Source organism: Campylobacter sp. IFREMER_LSEM_CL1085, assembly GCF_025772235.1.
In the GTDB taxonomy this organism is placed as follows: domain Bacteria; phylum Campylobacterota; class Campylobacteria; order Campylobacterales; family Campylobacteraceae; genus Campylobacter_D; species Campylobacter_D lari_D.
This window is the reverse complement of the sequence record NZ_JAKMRU010000007.1, coordinates 37,662-60,256: the sequence shown is the minus strand read 5'-3', so window position 1 is coordinate 60,256 and position 22,595 is coordinate 37,662. Positions and strand designations below refer to the sequence as shown.

At 28.9% G+C, this 22,595-nt stretch carries 27 protein-coding genes; 26 read left to right on the top strand and 1 reads right to left on the bottom strand.

Going from position 1 to position 22,595, the window contains the following annotated elements; translation table 11 throughout:
• The first annotated feature begins 1 nt into the window (after position 1).
• From nuoI to L8W56_RS04275, 7 genes are read left to right on the top strand one after another with little or no spacing between them, the layout of a single operon-like run.
• Complete coding sequence (gene nuoI, locus L8W56_RS04305; RefSeq protein ID WP_257928396.1) at positions 2-634, top strand: NADH-quinone oxidoreductase subunit NuoI; 633 nt, start codon at positions 2-4, stop codon at positions 632-634.
• Positions 627-1,133 (top strand): NADH-quinone oxidoreductase subunit J, encoded by a 507-nt coding sequence (locus L8W56_RS04300; protein WP_263659532.1) that lies wholly within the window; start codon positions 627-629, stop codon positions 1,131-1,133. The genes nuoI and L8W56_RS04300 overlap by 8 nt, the downstream gene beginning before the upstream one ends.
• A complete protein-coding gene (gene nuoK, locus L8W56_RS04295) occupies positions 1,133-1,444 on the top strand; it encodes an NADH-quinone oxidoreductase subunit NuoK (protein WP_087699810.1) in 312 nt (103 codons plus the stop codon). The genes L8W56_RS04300 and nuoK overlap by 1 nt, the downstream gene beginning before the upstream one ends.
• On the top strand, positions 1,432-3,234 hold the full coding sequence (nuoL, locus tag L8W56_RS04290; RefSeq protein WP_257928395.1) for an NADH-quinone oxidoreductase subunit L: 1,803 nt from the start codon (positions 1,432-1,434) through the stop codon (positions 3,232-3,234). Before nuoK ends, nuoL begins: the two co-directional genes overlap by 13 nt.
• 1 nt (position 3,235) lies before the next feature.
• Positions 3,236-4,708 (top strand): complex I subunit 4 family protein, encoded by a 1,473-nt coding sequence (locus L8W56_RS04285; RefSeq protein ID WP_263659531.1) that lies wholly within the window; start codon positions 3,236-3,238, stop codon positions 4,706-4,708.
• Positions 4,708-6,105 carry an NADH-quinone oxidoreductase subunit N gene (locus L8W56_RS04280; RefSeq protein WP_263659530.1) on the top strand — a complete coding sequence of 466 codons (1,398 nt, stop codon included), beginning with the start codon at positions 4,708-4,710 and terminating at the stop codon, positions 6,103-6,105. The genes L8W56_RS04285 and L8W56_RS04280 overlap by 1 nt, the downstream gene beginning before the upstream one ends.
• A gap of 24 nt (positions 6,106-6,129) precedes the next feature.
• Positions 6,130-8,493, top strand: a complete 2,364-nt coding sequence (locus L8W56_RS04275) for a tetratricopeptide repeat protein (protein ID WP_263659529.1) — start codon at positions 6,130-6,132, stop codon at positions 8,491-8,493.
• Here the strand turns inward: L8W56_RS04275 and miaA are convergent.
• Positions 8,484-9,359, bottom strand: coding sequence for a tRNA (adenosine(37)-N6)-dimethylallyltransferase MiaA (gene miaA / locus L8W56_RS04270; RefSeq protein WP_263659528.1), 876 nt, complete (start codon positions 9,357-9,359; stop codon positions 8,484-8,486). The genes L8W56_RS04275 and miaA overlap by 10 nt on opposite strands.
• A 69-nt stretch (positions 9,360-9,428) precedes the next feature.
• On the opposite strand from miaA, the gene mqnP reads away from it, so the two are divergent.
• From mqnP to trxB, 19 genes are all read left to right on the top strand, one after another.
• The gene (mqnP, locus tag L8W56_RS04265) at positions 9,429-10,304 is read left to right on the top strand and encodes a menaquinone biosynthesis prenyltransferase MqnP (protein ID WP_263659527.1); all 876 of its coding nucleotides are present in this window, start codon (positions 9,429-9,431) and stop codon (positions 10,302-10,304) included.
• A complete protein-coding gene (locus L8W56_RS04260) occupies positions 10,301-10,798 on the top strand; it encodes a hypothetical protein (RefSeq protein WP_263659526.1) in 498 nt (165 codons plus the stop codon). Before mqnP ends, L8W56_RS04260 begins: the two co-directional genes overlap by 4 nt.
• On the top strand, positions 10,791-11,312 hold the full coding sequence (locus tag L8W56_RS04255) for a DUF6115 domain-containing protein (RefSeq protein WP_133319486.1): 522 nt from the start codon (positions 10,791-10,793) through the stop codon (positions 11,310-11,312). Before L8W56_RS04260 ends, L8W56_RS04255 begins: the two co-directional genes overlap by 8 nt.
• 9 nt (positions 11,313-11,321) lie before the next feature.
• The gene (gene moaA, locus L8W56_RS04250) at positions 11,322-12,290 is read left to right on the top strand and encodes a GTP 3',8-cyclase MoaA (RefSeq protein WP_133319487.1); all 969 of its coding nucleotides are present in this window, start codon (positions 11,322-11,324) and stop codon (positions 12,288-12,290) included.
• Positions 12,290-13,039 (top strand): 7-carboxy-7-deazaguanine synthase QueE, encoded by a 750-nt coding sequence (locus tag L8W56_RS04245; protein ID WP_133319488.1) that lies wholly within the window; start codon positions 12,290-12,292, stop codon positions 13,037-13,039. The genes moaA and L8W56_RS04245 overlap by 1 nt, the downstream gene beginning before the upstream one ends.
• The gene (locus L8W56_RS04240) at positions 13,036-13,620 is read left to right on the top strand and encodes a 6-pyruvoyl trahydropterin synthase family protein (RefSeq protein WP_133319489.1); all 585 of its coding nucleotides are present in this window, start codon (positions 13,036-13,038) and stop codon (positions 13,618-13,620) included. Before L8W56_RS04245 ends, L8W56_RS04240 begins: the two co-directional genes overlap by 4 nt.
• Positions 13,620-13,820 (top strand): cytochrome C, encoded by a 201-nt coding sequence (locus L8W56_RS04235; RefSeq protein ID WP_133319490.1) that lies wholly within the window; start codon positions 13,620-13,622, stop codon positions 13,818-13,820. Before L8W56_RS04240 ends, L8W56_RS04235 begins: the two co-directional genes overlap by 1 nt.
• Entirely contained in the window at positions 13,820-14,230 is a 411-nt protein-coding gene (locus L8W56_RS04230) for a hypothetical protein (protein WP_133319491.1), read from the top strand. The genes L8W56_RS04235 and L8W56_RS04230 overlap by 1 nt, the downstream gene beginning before the upstream one ends.
• Positions 14,230-14,892 carry a 16S rRNA (uracil(1498)-N(3))-methyltransferase gene (locus tag L8W56_RS04225; protein ID WP_133319492.1) on the top strand — a complete coding sequence of 221 codons (663 nt, stop codon included), beginning with the start codon at positions 14,230-14,232 and terminating at the stop codon, positions 14,890-14,892. Before L8W56_RS04230 ends, L8W56_RS04225 begins: the two co-directional genes overlap by 1 nt.
• Positions 14,893-14,969: 77 nt before the next feature.
• Positions 14,970-15,170, top strand: a complete 201-nt coding sequence (gene rpmE / locus L8W56_RS04220; protein WP_039664588.1) for a 50S ribosomal protein L31 — start codon at positions 14,970-14,972, stop codon at positions 15,168-15,170.
• Entirely contained in the window at positions 15,170-15,988 is an 819-nt protein-coding gene (rsmI, locus tag L8W56_RS04215; protein WP_133319493.1) for a 16S rRNA (cytidine(1402)-2'-O)-methyltransferase, read from the top strand. The genes rpmE and rsmI overlap by 1 nt, the downstream gene beginning before the upstream one ends.
• 19 nt (positions 15,989-16,007) lie before the next feature.
• Positions 16,008-16,688 (top strand): 23S rRNA (guanosine(2251)-2'-O)-methyltransferase RlmB, encoded by a 681-nt coding sequence (rlmB, locus tag L8W56_RS04210; RefSeq protein WP_133319494.1) that lies wholly within the window; start codon positions 16,008-16,010, stop codon positions 16,686-16,688.
• Positions 16,681-17,553, top strand: a complete 873-nt coding sequence (locus tag L8W56_RS04205; protein ID WP_133319495.1) for a hypothetical protein — start codon at positions 16,681-16,683, stop codon at positions 17,551-17,553. The genes rlmB and L8W56_RS04205 overlap by 8 nt, the downstream gene beginning before the upstream one ends.
• The gene (locus tag L8W56_RS04200; protein WP_263659525.1) at positions 17,547-18,353 is read left to right on the top strand and encodes a hypothetical protein; all 807 of its coding nucleotides are present in this window, start codon (positions 17,547-17,549) and stop codon (positions 18,351-18,353) included. Before L8W56_RS04205 ends, L8W56_RS04200 begins: the two co-directional genes overlap by 7 nt.
• 12 nt (positions 18,354-18,365) lie before the next feature.
• The gene (locus L8W56_RS04195) at positions 18,366-19,568 is read left to right on the top strand and encodes an LL-diaminopimelate aminotransferase (RefSeq protein WP_263659524.1); all 1,203 of its coding nucleotides are present in this window, start codon (positions 18,366-18,368) and stop codon (positions 19,566-19,568) included.
• A gap of 1 nt (position 19,569) precedes the next feature.
• The gene (locus tag L8W56_RS04190) at positions 19,570-20,823 is read left to right on the top strand and encodes a homoserine dehydrogenase (protein ID WP_220566551.1); all 1,254 of its coding nucleotides are present in this window, start codon (positions 19,570-19,572) and stop codon (positions 20,821-20,823) included.
• Positions 20,823-21,161: a YraN family protein gene (locus L8W56_RS04185; protein ID WP_133319499.1), complete on the top strand. Its 339-nt coding sequence runs from the start codon at positions 20,823-20,825 to the stop codon at positions 21,159-21,161. The genes L8W56_RS04190 and L8W56_RS04185 overlap by 1 nt, the downstream gene beginning before the upstream one ends.
• 51 nt (positions 21,162-21,212) lie before the next feature.
• On the top strand, positions 21,213-21,527 hold the full coding sequence (gene trxA / locus L8W56_RS04180; protein WP_039619298.1) for a thioredoxin: 315 nt from the start codon (positions 21,213-21,215) through the stop codon (positions 21,525-21,527).
• A 117-nt stretch (positions 21,528-21,644) separates the two neighbouring features.
• Positions 21,645-22,583, top strand: a complete 939-nt coding sequence (gene trxB / locus L8W56_RS04175) for a thioredoxin-disulfide reductase (RefSeq protein ID WP_263659523.1) — start codon at positions 21,645-21,647, stop codon at positions 22,581-22,583.
• The last annotated feature ends 12 nt before the right edge of the window (positions 22,584-22,595 follow it).

Sequence of the window (22,595 nt, the reverse complement as noted above, 5' to 3'; positions counted from 1 at the left end):
AATGAAAAAAGGTTATTTTAAAGTAGATTTTGAGCGTAAAAATCCTCAAAATACTTATGAAAAATTCATACAAGTAATCAAGCGTTCTTTAAATACGGAGCTTTTTGTAGGTTTATTTGTCGTATTAAGAGAAATGTTTAAAAAAAACAATAGTGCAACGATTAAATATCCTATGGAAAAAGTTGCTTTAGATGATAGATATCGTGCAGTTCATCGTTTGATGCGTTTTATTGAAAGTGAAAATGAATGTTGTATTGGTTGTGGCTTGTGTGAAAAAATTTGCATTAGTAATTGTATAAGAATGGAAACGAGTTTAAGTGAAGATGGACACAAAAAGGTCGAAAATTATAGTATTAATTTAGGACGTTGTATTTATTGTGGATTTTGTGCTGATGTTTGTCCTGAACTTGCCATTGTACATGGTAAAGAATATGAAAATGCCGCAGAGCAAAGATCTTACTTTGGTCAAAAGAAAGATTTTTTAACTCCTATCGATGAACTTAAAAATCAAGTGGTGTTTGAAGGAAGTGGTAGTTTAAGAAAAGATGCTGATGATTTAGTAAAGAAAACTCCAAATTATTATGAGATAGATTTGCAAAGACAGCAAGATGCTCCAAAGGAAGAAAATGTTTGAAACGATAGCTTTTTGTTTATTAAGTGTTTTGGTGTTGGGATTTTTTTTAATTAGTGTTTTAAGCACTAGCGTGCTTTATGCTATCAGTTCTTTGGCTGCGGCTATGGTTTTTTTAAGTGGATTTTATTTTTTACTTAATGCTGAATTTATTGGAGCAATTCAAATAATTGTTTACAGTGGAGCTATTTTAGGTCTTTATAGTTTTGCTATGATGTTTTTTGATGCTTCTATAAAAGTAAAAGAAAGTTTAAAAGGTAAAAGAATCTTCATTTTTGCTGTGATTTTTAGTGCTGTTTTATTAGTTAGTATTATTATGGGATATGAGTTTGGTTTAAATGAAACTAGTGAAGTTTATAGTCTTGATTCTACTCAGCAAATAGGCTTTGCTCTATTTACAAAATATATGCTTGCTTTTGAATTTATGGCAATTTTACTTTTAATAGCTTTAATTTGTGCTATAGTACTTACTCAAAAAAATATAAAAAAGGACGAACAATGATGTTAGAAAAATACTACATTGTGGCTATTTTGATGTTTATCATTGGTCTAATAGGTATCATAAAACGCCAAAATTTAATTATGCTTTTTATTTCAAGTGAAATTTTATTAAATGCTGCTAATTTGGCTTTAGTTACAGCAGGAGCTTCTCATAAAGACATAGAAGGTCAAATTTTTGCTTTATTTGTAATGGGAGTTGCAGCTTGTGAAGTAGCTGTTGGGATAGCGCTTTGTGTTTTATGGTATAGAAAAACAGGAACACTAGAGCTTAGCTCTTTAGCTGAAAAAGGAGAGATAAAATGCAAAATTTAGCTTTAATTGCACTTTTTTCTCCTTTGGCTTCAGCTGTTATTTTAGGTATTTTTGCTTTTAGTGCTAAGAAAATTATTTTAGGTTATTTAGCTTCTTTATTTATAGCTTTTTCAGCTCTTGCTTCAATTGTTTTATTAAATAATGGAGTACATTTTAATTTCGAACTTGGTACTTGGATATCTTTAGTAGATGTTAGTTTTGGTTTTAAAATAGACTCTATTACTTTGATTATGATGAATGTGGTAAGTATAGTAGCGACTTTTGTGCATTTATATAGTATATTTTATATGGAGCATGATGAAGGGTTTAATCGCTATTTTAGCTATTTGGGACTTTTTGTTTTTTCTATGATGTTTTTGATTATGAGTGATAATTTCTTAGGACTTTTCATAGGTTGGGAAGGTGTTGGACTTTGCTCATGGCTTTTGATAGGTTTTTGGTATCATAATGAAAAATACACTTTTGCTGCTAATGAAGCATTTATCATGAATAGAATTGCAGATTTGGCTTTGCTTTTAGGAATTTTCTTAATTTATATAGAATTTAACTCTTTAAAATATGATGAATTTTTTACCCTTTTATCTTTAGGGCATGAAAATGATGTGATTTTGATTTTAATAGCACTTTTACTTTTTGTAGGTGCTATGGGTAAATCAGCACAATTTCCTTTCCATACTTGGCTTGCTGATGCTATGGCAGGACCTACGCCAGTTTCAGCTCTAATCCATGCTGCTACTATGGTTACTGCGGGAGTTTATTTGGTAATTCGCGCAGGGGAGCTTTATTTACAAGTTCCTGAAGTAGGGTATTTTATCGCTATACTTGGAGCTTTTGTAGCGCTTTTTGCTGCTTCTATGGCCATGGTAGCTAAAGATTTAAAAAGAATTATTGCATATTCGACGCTTTCTCAACTTGGGTATATGTTTGTAGCAGCAGGTCTTGGAGCTTATGCAATAGCTTTATTTCATCTTGCAACTCATGCATTTTTTAAATCTTTATTATTCTTAGGTGCGGGTAATGTTATGCATGCTATGAATGATAAGCTTGACATTAGTAAAATGGGTGGACTTTATAAAAGTATGCGTTTTAGTGCTATTTTAATGCTTATAGGTTCTTTAGCTTTAGCAGGAATTTATCCTTTTGCAGGATTTTTCTCTAAAGATTTAATTTTAGGATTTTCTTTTATAAGCCATCATCATGGAATTTTTTTAGTACTTTTAATAGCAGCTTTTATGACAGCTTTTTATAGCTTTAGACTTTTAATGCTTGTATTTTTTACTCCAAAAAGACATGAAGAACATCCCCATGAAGCTAGTAAAATAGCTTTGCTTGCGATGAGTCCTTTGGCTTTACTTGCTATTATAGCAGGATTTTTTGAGCATAGCTTTATGGATTTTGTAAGTAAAAATTTAGCTTTTATTGATGGTCAAAATTCTTTAGTTATGATACTTGCAAGTGTTTCTGCGGTACTTGGAGTGCTTTTAGCTATCATAGCTTATTGGAAAAATTGGTTTAAACCATCACTTTCTAAAACAAGTATTTACAAACTTTTGTTTAATGAATACTACATACCAAAATTTTATCATCAATTTATTGTTAGTAAGTATGCTTTATTTTGTGAATTTTTAAGAAAAGCTGATAAAGAAATTTTAGATGCTTTGGTAGATAGTATTGCATTTTTCCTTAAAACATTTGCTAGGGTTCTTAGTATGGGTAAGGATTATTCTTTGGCTTTAAGAATTGTAGTTTTGGCTTTTGTGTGTTTATTTTGTTTAGCTTTGGCGGTGTAATATGCTCGGTTTATTAATGTTATTTCCATTTTTTGCGGCTTTTATAGCTTTATTTTTACAAAAAGAAGATAGCAAGTCCTTTGCTATTTTAGTTAGTTTTTTGATTTTAGTTTTTAATGTTTTTTTGTTATTTAACTACGATGGTGGCATGGCTTATGAATTTAGTTTAAATTCTTTGATAGTTAATTTTCACATAGGTGTAGATGCTATAGCGCTTTATTTAATATTACTTTGTTCTATTATGATTTTTTTATCTTTTATATGTTTGGATATTCAAGATAAAAGTGTTGTAATAAGTATATTTTTATTACAATTTTGCATTGTAGGACTTTTTGCTTCATTGGATGCTTTATTGTTTTATGTATTTTGGGAGTTTTCTCTTATACCGCTTATTTATTTAATAGGTAGATATTCAGATAATTATAAGGCAGGGATTAAATTTTTCATTTATGCATTTTGCGGTTCTATGCTTATGCTTTTAGCTATTATTTATGTGGGATTTTTGTATTATCAAAGTTTTGGATATTGGAGTTTTGATTTGTTAGCTTGGTATAAGAGTGAATTTTTTATACCTGAGAATGCACAAAATCTAATATTTGTAGGATTTTTTATTGCTTTTGCGATTAAAAGTCCTTTATTTCCTTTTCATACTTGGGCTCCAAAGGTTTATACCAAAAGTCCGACTTTAGTATCTGTAATGCTTGTAAGCTTTAAAATGGCACCTTTTGGGTTTTTAAGATTTATTTTGCCTTTAGCGCCTGATACTTTGAATCATTATTATTCTTTACTTGCTATTTTATGTATAGTTGGAATTTTATATGCAGCCTTAATTGCTTTTAAAGCCAAGGATTTAAAAGAATTAATTGCTTATAGCTCAATTTCGCATTTGGGTGTGGTAATTTTAGGTATCGTAACTTTTACTTATAATGGGGTTAGTGGTTCTGTATTTTATATGTTTGCACATGGTATAGTAACAGGTGGCTTATTTTTAGCCGCTTATATGCTTTACAAAAGATATCATACTTTTGATTTAGACTTTTATAAAAATTTAGCTAAAACAGCCCCATTATTTAGCTTTTTCTTTGCAGTATTGTTGTTTTCATCTATTTCATTGCCTTTGACTATTTCCTTTGTAGGTGAGTTTTTGATCTTGCAAGGTGTGGCAAGTGTAAATTTATGGTATGCATTATTTGCAGGCGGTGTAATCGTTTTAGGAGCTATTTATATGCTAAATATTTATAGAAATATGTTTTTTACTACTTGCGAAGAAGAAGTGTGCAGTAAATTTACGCTTAAAAAAGGTGAAATTTTTGTTTTAAGTATTTTAAGTGCATTAGTGATTTATTTAGGGGTAGCTCCAAGTGCTATGCTAGATCAAATTGCTTCTAATGTAAATAGTATTCTTGAAGTTATGCAAACAAGAAATATCGCCATAGAAAATCAAAAAATCATAGATAGTATAAGAGGTTTTTAATGAGTGGTTTTAGTTTAGAAAAATTAAATTTTGTATTATTATTTCCTGTGTTGTCATTGCTTTTTTGGGCTATTGCATTACTTTTATTGAGTGCATTTAAAAAACTTTCTAGAAATTTTTATATAGGAGCAAGTGTTATAGCTTTGCTTAGTACTTTGTGTTTTTTATTGCTTTATAATGGTTTTGTTTTAGATAATTCTCATGCTTTTTTTGGTTTATTTGTAAGCGATAATTATGCAATTTTTGCGCAAATAATTATTTTGTTTTTTTCTATGCTTTATTTGCTTATAGACAAAGATGAACAAAGAGCAGAATTTTTTTCTTTATTTTTATTTATGGTTGCTTCCTTAATATTAATGGTTTCAAGTACTAATTTGATTGTGATTTTCCTAGCTTTAGAAGGATCTTCTTTAGCTCTTTATACATTAATAGCATTAAGAGGAACTCATAATGCTATTAGTTCTAGCATAAAATATTTTGCCTTAGCTGCAGTAGGGGCTGGATTTTTTGTTTTTGCTTGTGCTTTTGTGTATTTAAAAACAAAGTCTTTAGATTTGGATAATTTATTGCATTCTGAATATATTTCAGATCCTATATTATTATGTGCTGGAGTAATGTTTTTGGTTATTGTTGGAGTAAAACTTTCTATCGCTCCTTTTCATTTTTGGCTAAAAGATGTATATTGTGGAGTTCATACAAATTTTATAGCTTTCATATCTATTGTTCCAAAAATTGCTATGATAATAGTAGTTTTAAGAATTTTTTCTGCTTTAGGCGGTGGAGTAAAATTTGAATACATAGTCGCATCGTTAGCAATTTTTTCTATGCTTGCTGTAAGCATAGTAGCTTTAATTCAAAAAGATGCAAAAAAAATGCTTGCATATAGCTCTATTACTCATTCTTCTTTTATATTGGCTGTTATTGTTTCTAGTATGAGTGTGAGTTCTCAAGGAGATGAAACTTCTTACCTGCTTTCAATTTTTGCTTTGTTCGTTTATTGGGTTTCTTTTGCTTTTGCAAACTATGGAATTTTTTTAATCTTAAGTTTATTTCAAAAAAGCTCATTTGAAAGTTTTTCTGGCTTATTTGATCAAAGACCCGTATTATCTATAATATTAGCTATGTTTATTTTATGTATAGCAGGAATTCCACCTTTTGGGATTTTTTGGGGTAAAATTTTAATTTTAGCTTCTATTTTAAATTCAGGCTATTATGTGCTTGTATTTGCTATAGCTTTAAGTTCCATGATTATGCTTTATGCTTATTTGAAAATTTTAATTTATATCTTTTTTAAAAAAAGTCAATCTATAAAGAGTATAAATTTAGATATTAGGCAAAAGATTATTTTAAGTTTATGTTTTATCGGAAGCTTATCGTGTGCGTTTTTGCTTTTGTAAAATAATATTGCTATAATCACGCTCATGATAAGGATTTTATTTTTATTATTATTAAGCATAAATTATATATTTTCTTTTGAAGTTATTGTTAATAAAGGGGAAGAACAAAATCGTCCCTTTACACTTTTGCATTTAAAAGATAATAAAGATTTTACTTGCAAGAGTATTTTTGAATTTGAAAAAACTCATTTTGAGTGTAATGTTTTGGGCGTTAGTAATATGCAATTTCAAAATAAAGAATTTGATGATTTTACAATTTATTTTGAAAAACACCAAACTTTTTTGACAATTAAAATATATCCTAAAATTTTAGCTAAAATGTTTAATTATTCTCAAGATATTTTTAATGCTAAAGAAATTCAAAGTCAAAATGGAGATACTTCTAAACATTTTGTGTTTATTTTTACTAAGGATTTAAGGTATTATAAACCTAGCGATGGACTTGATTTTGATATTTATTTCGATGATGCATTAATGCCTTATATTGGAGCATTGGATTTAAATTCTAATCCTATGGAAACTTCAAAAAGTGCAGATTTTAATGCATATTTTAATATCAAACAAGAATATGAAGCCAAAAAATACGATCAAGTTTTACGAGATGCTGTTAATGCTATTAAGCGTTATCAAGGTAGTGTATTTATGAATGAATTTGAGCTTTATAAATTAAGAGCGCAAAATAAGCTTTACACTTATGAGCTTGATAAAGATCAGCAAATTTTAGAGCAAATGCTAGATAATGCTAAAAGATGGGTGAGAACTTATATTAATGATAAAGATTATACGGAAGTAATGTATATCATGATGAGAGTTTATATGGGCTTATCTCAAAGGTCTAATGTTGATTATATTATTGATACTTTAAGTACTGAGCATAAAGATGATAAATATACCATAATTGCTTTACTTGATTATGCAGATTATTTATATCATTTGGGTAAAAAAAATATAGCAAATAATATTTATCAAGATGTATACTATTCTACTCCGAATGCAGATTTAGCTAGTAGGGCTGCTTTATTTTTGTCTAAAAATTATTTAGAAGCGCAAAATACAAAAGAAGCCAAAGAGTTAGCAAGTAAAATTTTAGAGTCAAATCCTGAATTTTTTATGAGTGATTTAGAAAATTCTTTATCCTTAGCTAAGGCTTTTAGTAATCATAGAATTTATGATTTAAGTTCTAAAATTTATGAGTATATTTTTACGCATTTGACTAAAGTCGATAAAGAATATGAAAGAGTATTAAAAGATCTTTCTTTGGCTTTGTTAAATGCAAATGAACATACTAAAGCTCAAAAGTATTTAGATCTTTACACAGAAGATTTTCCTTTGGGTGAATATGTGAGTTTAATAAAAGAAGCTCAAGATAAAAATTTCTTATATTTAAAAGATAATAATGCAAGTTTTTTACATCAAAGATATGAAGAGATCATGCAAAAGTATGCTGGAGAAATTTCTAGTATGGCTTTATTTGATAATGTGAGATTATATTTTCAAGAAAAAAATTATGAAAAAGTTGTAAGTTATCAAAAAGACATAGAAAAATATTCCAACAAAGAAATCAAAAATCTTTTAGAACAAGCTGCTATCTTAGTTTTAGAACAAAATTTAAAAAATGATGAGTGCTTAGCTGCTGTTAAAATATATGATGATTTTAAGGTATATGATGTGGGAAGTAAAATACAAAATAAAAAACAAATGCTTGAATGCTTTAAGCGTACTACTCGTATAGAAGAAGCTAAAAAATATATAGTTGAAAATGAAAATGATGATATTATTTTTTATAAACTTCAAAGTGCTGATCTAGCGCTTAAAGATAAACGTTATCGTTTTGTTGTAAAAACAATTAATGATATTTTAAATACAAGAACTATTATTAGCGATGATGAAAAATTTGAAGCAAATTATATTAAATTTTTTGCTGAACTTAAATTGCAAGATTATAATGCTATGATCAGAACTTTGCAAAAACTAGAGCAATTTCCTATGAATTATCGTATGGTGGAATTATATTATGAGTTTTTGCGTTATTGTGAAAAAAATAATTTTCTAACAAGTATTTTAACTTATGCTCCAAAGGCTATTGATTATCAAAATTTAAAAGGAGTAAATCTTTTTAGTCCGGATTTAGAATTTATCTATATCAAAGCCTTAAAACAAAACAATCAAGCTCAACAAGCCTTAACTTTGTTTAAAGATTTGCTTGCTAATCCTTTAAAAGACGATGAGCGCGCAAGAGCTTTTTATATGCAAAGTAATATTTATGAAGATTTAAAAGATGTACAAAATCAAAAGCAAAGTTTGCAAAATTGTATAGATATTAACACAACAAGCAATTGGCAAAATTTATGTAAAGATAAATTAAATGTCTTAAACACTCAGCCTTGATGTTTTTTTAAAATATAAGCTTTTAAATTTTCATAAGCGTTTTGAAAATCTAAAATTTCTTTGTTGAATTTTTTATTAAAAGTTCTTTGTCTTTTGGCAAGTTGTCTTGTGTGAATGATGATGAGTTCTTCAAGCTCGTTTAAATTTATTTTTTTATCTAAAAAATCTTTACATTCTTTTAAGCCTATGGAATTTAGTGCTTTTAAATGATGATCATAGTTACTATATAGCATTTTAGCTTCATCTATTAAACCCTCATCAAGCATATTTTTAGTGCGTTTAATAATGCGTTTTTCCAAAAGATCTTTTTGCCAAGAAATTTCAAAAATATCAAGTTTTTTAATTAAAGCTTCTTGTTTTGTTTCTTTTAAAACTTCGCTTGGGATTTTATTAGTTTGCTCATAAATTCCAAGCCATTTTTTTAAGCGATAGGTGTCGTTTTTTTCTATTTTGGCATGTGGATCAGTTTTTATCATTAAATGATAAATTTCATCATTACTTAGCATGCTTTGACTTTCTTTGAAATTTTCACTCAAGCCATCCATTAAAGCTTTTAAATAAAAACTAGTTCCACCTGTGATGATAAGCATTTGATTGCTTTTTTGAGCAAAGGCTTTTGCTTTTTTGTATTCTTCAAAAAACAAAGCAATGTTAAAATGCTCATTAACATTTAATAAATTTATGCCAAAATAATCAAGCTCATCTAAGGTTTTTTGCTCTGTTTTGGCTGAAGCGATGTTGATTTGTTTATACACGCAAAGACTATCAAGGCTTAAAATGCTTGCATTAAATTCATAAGCTAGTTTGTTAGCAAGTTCTGTTTTGCCACTTGCAGTAGTTCCAATGAGTGCAAATTCAAAAAACATCGTAAAAATATCCTAAATTTAAAATTATTTTAGTAAAATCATAACAAAAATATATTATAAAGAGAAAAAATGCCTTTATTAAAAGAAAAATTAAAAGATATTTTGGACCTGATTGTTTTTAAGCATTCTATTTTTGCTTTACCATTTTTGTTTGTTTCTATGATTGTAGCTTCTGTTATTTTAAATGATAGCACTTGGTTTGGTTTTAAAGCTTTGTTTTTGGGTGTTATTTGCGCGGTAAGTGCAAGAAATTTTGCAATGGCAATCAATCGTTTGATGGATGAGGACATTGATAGAAACAATCCAAGATGTGCAAATAGACCTAATATCGATGGTCGTATAGGTAAAACTAGCATTTTACTTTTTATTATTTTAAATGCTATTATTTTTGTTTTGGCAAGTTATTTTATCAACAAACTAGCCTTTGCTCTTTCTTTGCCGGTATTGTTTATTTTAGCTATTTATTCAGCCTTTAAAAGATTTTCATCCCTAGCGCATTTAGTATTAGGATTTTGCTTAGGACTTGCTCCTATTGCAGGCAGTATTGTGGTTTTGGGAAGTATTGAAATTTATAGTGTTATTTTGTGTTTGGGTGTTACTTTTTGGACAGCTGGTTTTGATTTACTTTATGCTTTGCAAGATATGGAGTATGATAAAAAGACAGGCTTGCACTCTATACCTGCTAAATTTGGGCTTGAAGCAACCTTGTTCATCTCAGCATTTTGTCATGTTTTAGCAGTGCTTTTTTGGTTTTTATTTGTTTGGGTAGCTCCAACAGGAAATATTGCATTTTTAGGTGTGATTGTTAGTGCTGTTATTTTATTTTTTGAGCACCGCATTGTTAGAAAGAATTTTGCAAAAATTGACAAAGCATTTTTTACTTTAAATGGGTATTTAAGTATAGTGTTTTTTATTTTTATATGGGTTGATCTTTTATGGAGATGAAATTTTTTAAAAGCTCTTTGGAATTAGAATTTGAAGAGAGCAAAGAAAGATATGAAGAGTTTTTGCAAGAATATGTTTCAAGTAATAATTATGTCAATTTAAGCAAATGGAAAAAGCTTGCTTCAAGGGTAGAATTTAGCGAGGGCGAGCAGTTGATTTTTGATTTGCTTATGGATTTAAAGCAAGAATTGTATTTGATCAAAAATGATATTAATAAAACAAAATTATTTGTTAATTTAAAATATAAATCTTTTGTGATTGGGGTAAATTTTACACATATTCAATTTAAAGATAGGTGTTTAATGCAAGATGAAGATTATTATGCTAGATTTAATTTAAATGGTCAAAAAATTAGTATTTTTTTTAAAGCATTAAATGAGAATGAAGCAAAAATCACGCAAATAAAAGCAGAAGATGAGCTCGTGTATGATAATTTTGTAGCAAATATGCAAAGAGCAATGATTAAAATTTTAAAGGAGCAAGAAAATGGATAGTGATTTATTATTGTGGCTAGTTGTAGCTTTATTAATTTTTGCTATGTTTGCTTATATGATGATTAAAGAAAAAGAAAGTATTGTTAAGATCAATGAGCTTGGTAAAATGATAGAAGATTTAAATAAACAATATCATTATTTAAAAAAAGAAAGTTTAGATGAGCAAGAGCAAGAAAAAGAAGAAATAGACACTGAAGCCATAAGAGAAGAATTAAAAGAAGAACTTTTGCAGGTGCTAGAACAAAAAATCAATCAAAATATTATTCCTATTTTAAGTGCTTTAAAAGAAGTAGAGGAAGTAATTGAAGAATTTCAAAGTGAGCAAAAAAATCGTTTATTAAATTTAGAACAAAAAACCCAAAGTATTACAAAATTAAGCCCAAGCTATGATAATGAAGAGCAAAAAGTCATAGAACTTTTTAATCAAAAAAAATCCATAGAGCAAATTGCTAAAGATTTGCGTATAGGTATGGGCAGGGTTGAGCTTATTTTAAAATTTAATAAATTATTATAAAGGCCTTTGATGTTAGTAGATAGCTATGGAAGAGTGATTGATTATTTAAGAATTTCAGTAACACAAAGATGTAATTTTCGTTGCCTTTATTGTATGCCAAAAACTCCATTTGAATGGAGTGCTAAGGAAAATCTTTTATCATTTGAAGAACTTTTTATGTTTGTTAAAGTTTGCATTGATGAAGGAGTTAAGAAAATTCGTATTACAGGTGGTGAGCCTTTAGTAAGAAAAGATTTGCATAAATTTATTGCTATGATTAGTGAGTATAAGCAAGATATAGATCTAGCGCTTACTACTAATGCTTCTTTATTAAAACAACAAGCAAAGGATTTAAAACAAGCGGGCTTAAAAAGAATTAACATCTCTTTGGATACTTTAAAAGAAGAAGTGGCCTTTAAATTAGCTCAAAAAAACATACTCAAAGATGTGTTAAATGGTATTAATGAGGCTTTAGAATTAGGTTTTAATATTAAATTTAACACCGTAGCTCTTAAAGGGATTAATGATAGTGAGTTTATCGATCTTTTAGAATTTGCCAAAGCACGCAAAAGCCAAATTCGCTTTATAGAATTTATGGAAAATTATCATGCTTATGGAGATTTAAAAGGCTTAAAATCAACAGAAATTTTAAATATCATTGCTCAAAAGTATTCTTTTAAACAAGGACAAAAAAGTCCAAATGCACCTGCGACTATTTATGAACTTGAAGATGGGTATGAGTTTGGCATTATTGATCCACATAGCCATGATTTTTGTGATAGTTGTAACCGTATAAGGCTTTCAGCCGAAGGGCTTTTAATACCTTGTTTATATTATGATGAGGCTTTAAGCATTAAAAAAGCTATACGCAATAAAGACATAGCAGGTGCTTGTGAAGTTTTAAAAACCGTGATAAAAAATAAATCAGAAAAAAATAGATGGGCAGAAAATGATGCCAATCAAAGTTCTACAAGAGCCTTTTATCAAACAGGTGGATAATGGAAGTTGTTGAAACTTTTTTAAGCTTGCAAGGTGAGGGAAAATATAGTGGAAATTTGGCTATATTTGTAAGATTTGCCGGGTGTAATTTTAACTGCGCAGGCTTTGGAGTAAAAAAAGAAAAAGATTCTAAAATACTTTTGGGCTGTGATACTATAAGAGCTGTTTTTACTAAAGAATTTAAAACTTGTTATAAAACATATACTTCAACAAAGCTTTTTGATGAGGTTTTGAAGCTAGCAAATTCACACAAAGCTATAGTTGTAATTACAGGTGGTGAGCCTTTGTTAAATTATCAAAATAAAGATTTTTTGTGTTTTATTAATTTACTTTTAGAAAATGATTTTATGGTGCATTTTGAAACGAATGCAAGTATTGAAATTGATTTTGAAAAATATCCTTTGTATAAAAAATGTTATTTTGCTTTAGGAGTAAAGCTTAGCAATAGTGGTGTAAAAAAAGAAAAAAGAATTAATGAAAAAGCTTTGAAAGCTTTTAAAAATTATGCTAAGGAAAGTTTTTATAAATTTGTTTTGGATAAGGATTTTTTACAAGAAAATAAAGCCTTAAAAGAAATCAATGAAATTTTACAAGTTTGTAAAAATGATGTTTTTTGTATGCCTATGGGGTCAAATGAAGAAGAAATTTCCAAAAATGCCTTAAGTGTTGCTGAATTTTGTATAAAAAATGGATATAATTACTCCGATAGATTGCATATTAGAATTTGGGGAGATAAAGAAGGCGTATGATTATTAGAAAAATATTTGAATTTGAAAATGCTCATATTGTTAGATTTTGTAGCTCCAAGCGATGTAAAACAAGCATACATGGCCACTCTTATAAGGTAGAAATTTTACTTGAGAGTAAATACCTTGATAATGCTGGAATGGTGTATGATTTTGGTTTGTTAAAAGATGAGATAAAACAAATTATTGATAGTTTTGATCATGCTATTACGCTTTTTAAAGATGATGATAAAGCTTATTTAGAAGATATGAAAAAGCACTCGCAAAGATGGGTGAGTTTACCTGTGAATGTAAGTGCGGAAAATTTTGTACGCATATTTTTTGTACTGATTGATACTTTGCTTTTAAAGACTAAGATGGTCAATGGTGAGCAAGGTGTTAGTTTAAAAAGCATTATTGTACATGAAACAAGAACAGGTTATGCACAAGGTTTTAGAGAAGATGCTTATAGTGAATTTTTACCAAAGATTGATTTGGCAGATATTGACTTTTCGCAAGCTATAAGAGATGAATGGAAAAATAAAGATTTTTTTGAAAAACTTCAAGATGTAAATTTTGTTTTTATCAATCAAAAGGAGGTGTAATGAAAAAGATTTTATTGATTGTGCCAATATTGCTTTTTATGGCTTGTTCAAATCAAGAGAATAAAAATATAAAAAAAGAAATACAAACCGAGCAAGTTCAGATTGAACAAAGTGATTCTAATGTCATTATAGATGATGAAACACTTCCTATACCTGTTGATGATGATATACAAGATGAAAATAATACACAAGGACAATAATGGATCAAAGTTATGAATTTTTTTTAGCATTGCATGTGTATAGTTTATATACAAATGGTTTTTTAATGTTGTTTTATTTGTATTTGACTCAAAGTAACTTCTCACAAGAATTTATCTTTATAAAAAGAATTCGTCTATTTTTACCAATTTATTATTTGTTTTTAGCAATTACACTTTTTACTGGAAGTTTGTTATGGGCTTTAAAGCATTTTGAATTTAATTTCTATGTGCTTTCTATGTGGTTTTGTTGGATTTTGATTTTTGCTTTGGCTGTTTATCAATTTGTTTTATTTAAAAAAGCAAGATTGTTTAAACGCTATGCTAAATTTAGATTTTTAAGTTTTTTTATTTTGTGTTTAGGTATATTCTTGCTTTTTGTACCTTATTTGCTTAAGAGGTTTTATTTTTAATGCAATTTTTATATCACCCACAAAGTGGTGCTGTAAGTTTAGAGCTAGAAAATGAAGCCTTTTTACACTTAAAGGCTCGAAGAATTAAAGTGAGTGATAAAATTATATTAAAGAATTTGAAAGATTTTTATGCTTACACTTATGAATGCATAGAGCTTTCTAGACGCTCTTGCATATTAAATTTACTTGATAAAAAAGAAGAAAAACAAGAATTAAAAACATATATACATTTAGCTTTGGCGGTGATTGATCCAAAGGTTATAGAAAAAACTTTACCTTTTTTAAATGAACTTGGAGTAGCAAAACTTTCTTTTGTGTATATGGAATACTCGCAAAAAAATTTTAAATTAGATTTTAAAAGAATGGAAAAAATTCTTATAGAATCATCCCAGCAATGCGGTCGTGCTTCTTTAATGGAACTTGAAAGTTTTGATGACTTTAAAAAATTTCAGCAAGCTTATGAAAATATTGTTTTGATAGATTTTGAAGGTAAAGATTTGATGAATTTTGATCCCGATAGATATGTATTTTTGGTTGGGGCTGAAGGCGGATTTTCGCAAAAAGAAAGAGAAATAAATATAAAAAGAGCAAAATTACAAGCCAACTATATACTTAAAGCACAAACAGCACTTATAGGGGTTGCTTCAAAATTTATAATTTAAAAGCATGCTTAAATTTAGCTATTTTTTATATAAAAATCTATATAATTACGCCTTAATGTTTTGAAAAAGGATAAACAATGAAGAAAGAAATTCACCCAGAATATGTAGAGTGTAAAGTTAGTTGTGCTTGTGGAAATTCTTTTACTACTAAGTCAAATAAATCAGAAATTAAAGTTGATATTTGTTCAAGCTGCCACCCATTCTTTACAGGTAGTGAAAAAATCGTAGATGCTGCGGGTCGTGTAGAGAAATTTAAGAAAAAATACGCAATGCAATAATGTTATATTTTATTCCTACGCCCATAGGAAATTTAAACGATATTTCTTTTCATTCTTTAGAAATTTTACAAAAATGCAAGCTCTTTTTATGTGAAGATACAAGAGTTTGCAAATCTTTAATTCATCTTCTTAATGAAAAATTTAATTTAGAAATAAAGCCTGATAAATATATAGCTTTACATACTCATAATGAAAAAGATTTTTTAGCAAAAATAGATGAGGATTTTTTTAAACAAGATATTGCATATTTAAGTGATGCAGGTATGCCAGGTATTAGCGATCCGGGGCAATTTTTAATCGAATATGCTATTAAAAACAATATTGACTATGAAGTCTTAACAGGATCAAATGCTGCTTTGCTTGCATTGGTTTCAAGTGCATTTTGTAAAAAAGAATTTATTTTTATGGGTTTTTTGGCCAATAAAAATCCTCAAAGACAAAAAGATATTGAAAATTTAATGCTTAATCCTTATCCTAGTATAGTTTATGAAGCACCCACTAGAATACTTAATTTAGTAGAAGAAATTAGTAAAATTGATCCTTTAAGAGAAATTTTTATCATAAAAGAAGCAACAAAGAAATTTGAAACTAAATTTAGAGCAGAAGCTTTAGAGGTTTTGGAAAAATTAAAAACAATGGATTTACGCGGTGAATGGTGTGCAGTGGTAAATGCCAAAGAAAAGCAATTTCATCAAAATACCTTGTGTGAGCAAGATATTTATGAGCTTGATTTATCTTTAAAGACAAAGGCAAAACTTCTTTCGAAAATCAATGCAAAATCTCCAAAAGAAAATTATCAAAAACTGCTTTTAAGTTGAATTTGGTTATTATTTAAAAATGATAGTTTATGGTAAGCAAGTGTTTTTTTATATCTTAGAAAAGCATGAAGAAAAAATTAAAGAAATTTATTTGGCAAAAGAATGTGAAAAAGCTGATTTTTCAAAAATAACAAGGGCATCAAAAAAAATTAAAAAACTCGATTTTAAAGCCGCACAAAGCTTGGCAAGAGGTGGAAATCATCAAGGTTTTTTAATGGAAATTGATGAATTTGAATTTAGCTCTTTTGAGAGTTTAAAAGAAAAAGATTTTATAGTTATTTTATATAATATTAGCGATGTTGGAAATATAGGTGCTATCGTGCGTAGTGCTTATGCTTTAGGTGCTGATGGGGTTATTTTGGTAGCTAAAAGCGTGGCTATGGATGGAGTTATTCGTGCAAGTAGTGGAGCAGCTTTAGATATGAAAATAGTCTTAAATGATGATATTTTAAGCATGATAAATGAGTTAAAACAAAAAGGTTTTTATATCTATGCTAGTGCAAGCGGAGGTAGTGATATACATACTATCAAGGCTAAAGATAAAAAAGTTTTGATTATGGGAAGTGAAGGTTTTGGTATAGCGCCAAAGGTGCTTAAAAAATGCGATGAGTGCGTAGGTATAAAAATGCACAATGATTTTGATAGTTTAAATGTTAGTGCAGCATTTGCAATACTTTGCGATAGGATGAAAAATGGATAGTTGGAAAAAATTAGAAGATTTAAATTTGTTAGAAGTTCAAAAAAGAACACAAATAGAAATAGCTTGTCTTGAATATATCATTAAGAAAGATTTTAAGTCTTTATCTCGCTTTAATGTAAATGGCTTTATTAAAATTTTACAAAGAGAGTATGAGCTTGACTTTTCTAATTTTTTAGAAGAATATCATGTCTATTTAGAAGAAAATGGTATTGAGAAAAAAAATCATGTGCATATTTCACCTAGAATGAACTCATATACCAAAGAAAGCTCAAGTGTATGGTATATTGTGATTATAGTAGTAGTACTTTTGATAGTAGCTTTGGCCTGGGGTGTTTCAAGATTTTTTCAAAGTTCTACTTTAGATGAAAATACCACCAATGTATTAAATCAAGAGCAGGTTGTTTTAGAAGAAAAAGTTGATGAAAATGAAACACCAGTTCTTAATTTTTTTGCTGATGATGCTATGGAAAATAATGAAACAAACGCGACTATTTTAGAACCAATAAGCGAGAACAATAATACAGAAAAAACATTAGAAGATAATGCTAGCTCAAATATGCCTGAAGAAAATATCATTTTACTCAATGAAAGCATTATAAAACCAAGTGCAGAGCTTTGGCTTGGTATGGTGGATTTAAAAACTTTTAGAAAGAGCTCTTTAACTATTAAAAATGATTATGTTTTACCTTTGGATAAAGATATGTTAATTACCACAGGCCACGCTGCTTTTAGCTTAAACGATGAAAATAATAATACTTTAGAGTTTAAAAACGGTGTGTCTAAATTTTTAATGATTAAAGATGGTAAAATCAAACAAATTACAAAAGCTGAATTTATCAAAGAAAATAGAGGAAAATTATGGTAAGAATTTTAATATTTTCCATTTTTTTTACTCTTAACGCTTTTGCACTAAGTGCTTTAGAAGTTGCAAAACATATTGTTAATGATAATTCTAAAGATGCAAAATTAGAGCTCTTGTTTGCAAGGAATGATTATAAAGATGAACGCGGAAATGTAGATATTTACACTATTTCTCAAATTTTAAAAACTAATTCTTTGGCAAATTTTATATTAAATGAGCCAAAAACTCTAACTTTTAGTTTTAAAGCTCAAGCTGATTCTGTTTTATTTTTTAAAACTATTAATGATACTTTAAACGAATTAGGCTATGTGTATTTTATACCAACTGAATTAACTTTAAGGGAAAATTATATCACCTATAAGTTAGCTGTAGATTCTCAATATATGCTTGATCCAGGAGTTTTCTATAAAGCCTTGTTATCAAGCTCTGTTTTTATTAAAGATATTTCTAAAATTTCAGAATTAAATTATGAGTATGAGCTAGATTTTTCAAAAGCAAAACCTAAAGTCAATACTCAAATTCCACTAAATACCATCACTCAATTAAATAAGCCTTTAAGGGAATATATTGTTGATTTACAAGGAGCAAAAAGCATAGAGCTTAGTGCGCACAATCTTGATTCTTGGTTTTGTAAAATTCAATTTTTAGATAAAAATTTAAATTTTATTCAAGGTATAGAAAACACACACAAACAAAATGAAATTAATATAAATATCCCATTGGGTGCAAAATATGCTATCATTGGCGATATGTTTAGCCTTGATAACATAAAAAGGGGTTTAAAAATTTACTTAAGACGCTAAAAAGGATGGAAAATGTTTGAAGAAATTCATTTTAATACCATAGAAAGACTTCCAAATTATGTTTTTGCTGAAGTTAATGCGATTAAAATGGCAGCAAGAAGAGCAGGGGAGGATATAATAGATTTTTCTATGGGAAATCCTGATGGTAAAACTCCTCAACACATTATAGATAAACTTTGCGAAAGTGCAAATAAAGAAAAAACTTCTGGTTATTCTGCTTCGAGTGGAATTTATAAACTAAGACTTGCAATTTGTAATTGGTATAAAAGAAAATACGATGTTGGTTTAGATCCTGAAAGTGAAGTAGTTGCAACGATGGGTTCTAAAGAAGGCTTTGTAAATTTAGCAAGAGCCGTTATTAACCCAGGAGATGTAGCTATTGTACCTACACCCGCTTACCCTATACACACTCAAGCTTTTATCATAGCAGGTGGTAATGTAGCAACTATGAATTTTGATTTTAATGAAAATTATGAATTAAATGAAAATACTTTTTTTGAAAATTTACAAAAAACACTACATGAAAGTATTCCGCGTCCAAAATATGTAGTAGTAAATTTTCCGCACAATCCTACAACAGTCACTGTGGAAAGAAGTTTTTATGAGAGATTAGTTGCAATGGCAAAAAAAGAAAGATTTTATATTATTTCTGATATTGCTTATGCAGATTTGACTTTTGGTTCTTATAAAACCCCTTCTATTTTTGAAGTAGAAGGTGCTAAAGATGTAGCGGTAGAAACTTATACACTTTCAAAGTCTTACAATATGGCAGGTTGGCGTGTAGGTTTTGTAGTGGGTAATAAACGCTTAATTGCGGCTTTGAAAAAAATCAAGTCTTGGTTTGATTATGGTATGTATACTCCTATACAAGTTGCTGCTACTATAGCTTTAGATGGAGATCAAACTTGTGTTGAAGAGATTAAGGCAACTTATGCAAAAAGATTAGAAGTCTTGCTTGATTCATTTTTTCAGGCAGGATGGGAGCTGAAAAAACCTAATGCAAGTATGTTTGTTTGGGCAAAACTCCCTCAAGGTAAAGCTCACCTTGGAAGTATGGAATTTTCTAAACAGCTTTTGCAAAAAGCAAATGTAGCGGTAAGTCCTGGAGTTGGTTTTGGTGAAGCGGGTAATGAGTATGTTAGAATAGCTTTAATAGAAAATGAAAACCGCATTCGTCAAGCAGCAAGAAATATAAAAAAATATTTAAGAGAATAAAATGAAAATCGCAATTTTGGGATATGGTACGGTAGGAAGTGCTGTTGTAGAAACTTTGCTAAAAAATCAAGATTTAATCAAAGCAAGATGTGATGAAGAAATTATTCCAGTAATTGCTTTGGCAAGAAATCCAAAAACAAATGCGTTAATTCCTGTGGTAAATGATATTGATGAGGTTTTAGAGCGTGAAGATATTGATGTATTTGTGGAGTTAATGGGTGGTATTGATTTACCCTTTGAGATAATTTCAAAAATTTTAAAAAGAAAAAAAGCAGTGGTAACTGCTAATAAAGCTTTGCTTGCTTATCATCGTTATGAGCTTGAAAAATTAGCACAAGATACAGCTTTTGGTTATGAGGCGAGTGTGGCGGGTGGAATTCCTATTATTAAAATTTTAAAAGAGGGCTTGAGTGCTAATAATATTGTTTCTATTAAAGGCATTTTAAATGGCACAAGCAATTATATTTTAAGTAAAATGACCGAAGATAATACCAAATTCCAAGAGGTGTTAAAAAAAGCACAAGATTTAGGATATGCTGAAGCTAATCCCACTTTTGATATAGAGGGTTTTGATGCAGCGCATAAACTTTTGATTTTAGCAAATATTGCCTATGGATTAAGAGTGAAACCTGAAGATATTTTGATTGAGGGTATTAGCAAAGTAAGTAATGAGGATATTTATTTTGCAAAAGAATTTGAATATACCATAAAACACTTGGGTATTGCTAAGATTAAAGATGAAAAAATAGAATTAAGAGTTCATCCTACCATGCTTAGCAAAGATAAAATACTAGCAAAAGTTGATGGGGTAATGAATGCTATTAGTATTGATGGAGATGTATTGGGTGAAAGTTTATATTATGGCCCAGGAGCAGGTGGCAGGGCAACTGCAAGTGCTGTTATAGCTGATTTAATCGATATAGCAAGAAAAGAAAAAAATAGTGCTATTTTTGGGTATTTAAATGATACTTCTTATAAACTTTTAAGTAAAGATGAAATTTATACAAGATATTATTTAAGATTAAAGGTATTAGATAAAATAGGAGTTTTATCAAAAATCACACAATTAATGAGTGAACATCAAATTTCAATCGATACTTTCTTGCAAAAGCCTAAAAAAGAAAAGCAAGATTATAGCACTTTATTTTTCATCACTCATCAAACTTATGAAAAAAATATACAAATTTTAACTCAAAAGCTTAGAGAACAAGAATTTGTAAAAGATGATGTTTTTATGATGAGAATAGAAGAGTAATGGCATTATTTGAATATCTTTTTGGTAAAAAAGGAGAAGAGTTAGCGTGTGAATTTTTAAAAACACAAGGATTTGAAATTTTAAAAAGGAATTTTTATTCTAAATTTGGAGAAATTGATATTATTGCTAAAAAAGATAAAATTTTACATTTTATTGAAGTTAAAAGCACGCAAGGTGATTATGAGGTAGAATATAGATTGGATAATAAAAAATATAATAAAATTATTAAGACTATAGAATATTACTTTATGAAACATAAAAATGATGAAAATTATCAACTAGATTTACTTTGCGTATATAAAGATGATATAAAACTTTTAGAGAACATTAGTTATTAAGGGAATGTTTATTCTATTTTAATAGAATTTGAAAAAACAAAGGAGAAAAAAATGGGAAAATATATTGATTTAACTACAGAAAATTTTGCACAAGCAAAAGAAGGTGTAGCTTTAGTAGATTTTTGGGCTCCATGGTGCGGACCTTGCAGAATGCTTGCACCGGTAATTGATGAGCTTGCAAATGATTTTGATGGTAAAGCTAAAATTTGTAAAGTAAATACAGATGAGCAAGGTGATTTGGCTGCACAATTTGGTGTAAGATCTATCCCAACTATCATTTTCTTTAAAGATGGTGAAGTGGTTGATCAACTAGTTGGTGCTCAATCAAAACAAGCTTTAGCAGATAAACTAAACTCACTTTTATAATCTTAAGCCACTTTTTGTGGCTTTTCTTCATATTTTTTACTATTTAATAATTTTTATTATTTATAATTAAAGAAAAATTTGTATAATACTTATAAATAAAACTATAAGGAAAATATCATGTTAGATTTAGCTATTATAGGTGGTGGACCTGCAGGTTTGAGCGCAGGTTTATATGCTACAAGAGGTGGATTAAAAAATGTTGTAATGTTTGAAAAAGGTATGCCTGGTGGGCAGATTACTTCGAGTTCAGAGATAGAAAATTATCCTGGAGTTGCTCAAGTTTTAGATGGAATTTCTTTTATGGTTCCTTGGAATGAACAATGTATGCGTTTTGGTTTAAAACATGAGATGGTAGGTGTTGAGCAAATTAGTAAAAATTCTGATGGAAGTTTTAATATAAAATTGGAAGGCGGTAAAAACGAACAAGCAAAAGCAGTTATTGTTTGCACAGGCTCTACTCCGCGTCGTGCTGGTTTTAAAGGCGAGGATGAATTTTTTGGTAAAGGTGTGAGTACTTGTGCAACTTGCGATGGCTTTTTTTATAAAAATAAAGAAGTGGCTGTTTTAGGTGGGGGAGATACTGCTTTAGAAGAAGCTTTGTATCTAGCTAATATTTGTTCAAAAGTGTATTTAATCCACAGAAGAGATGAGTTTAGAGCAGCACCTTCAACAGTTGAAAAAGTAAAAAATAATGACAAAATAGAATTAATCACAAATGCGGTTGTTGATGAGGTTTGCGGTGATAATATGGGTGTTAATAAAATTAAAATAGCATTTAATGATGGTTCTAAAAGAGAGCTTGATGTGCCTGGAATCTTTACCTTTGTTGGATTAAATGTAAGAAATGAAATCTTAAAACAAGACAATGGTGAATTTTTATGTGCTATGGAAGAAGGTGGTCAAGTTAGTGTTGATCTTAAAATGCAAACTAACATAGCAGGGTTATTTGCAGCAGGTGATTTAAGAAAAGATGCTCCAAAACAAGTAATATGTGCAGCAGGTGATGGAGCGGTTGCAGCGCTTAGCGCTTTAGCTTATATTGAAAATTTACACTAGAATTTCTAGTGT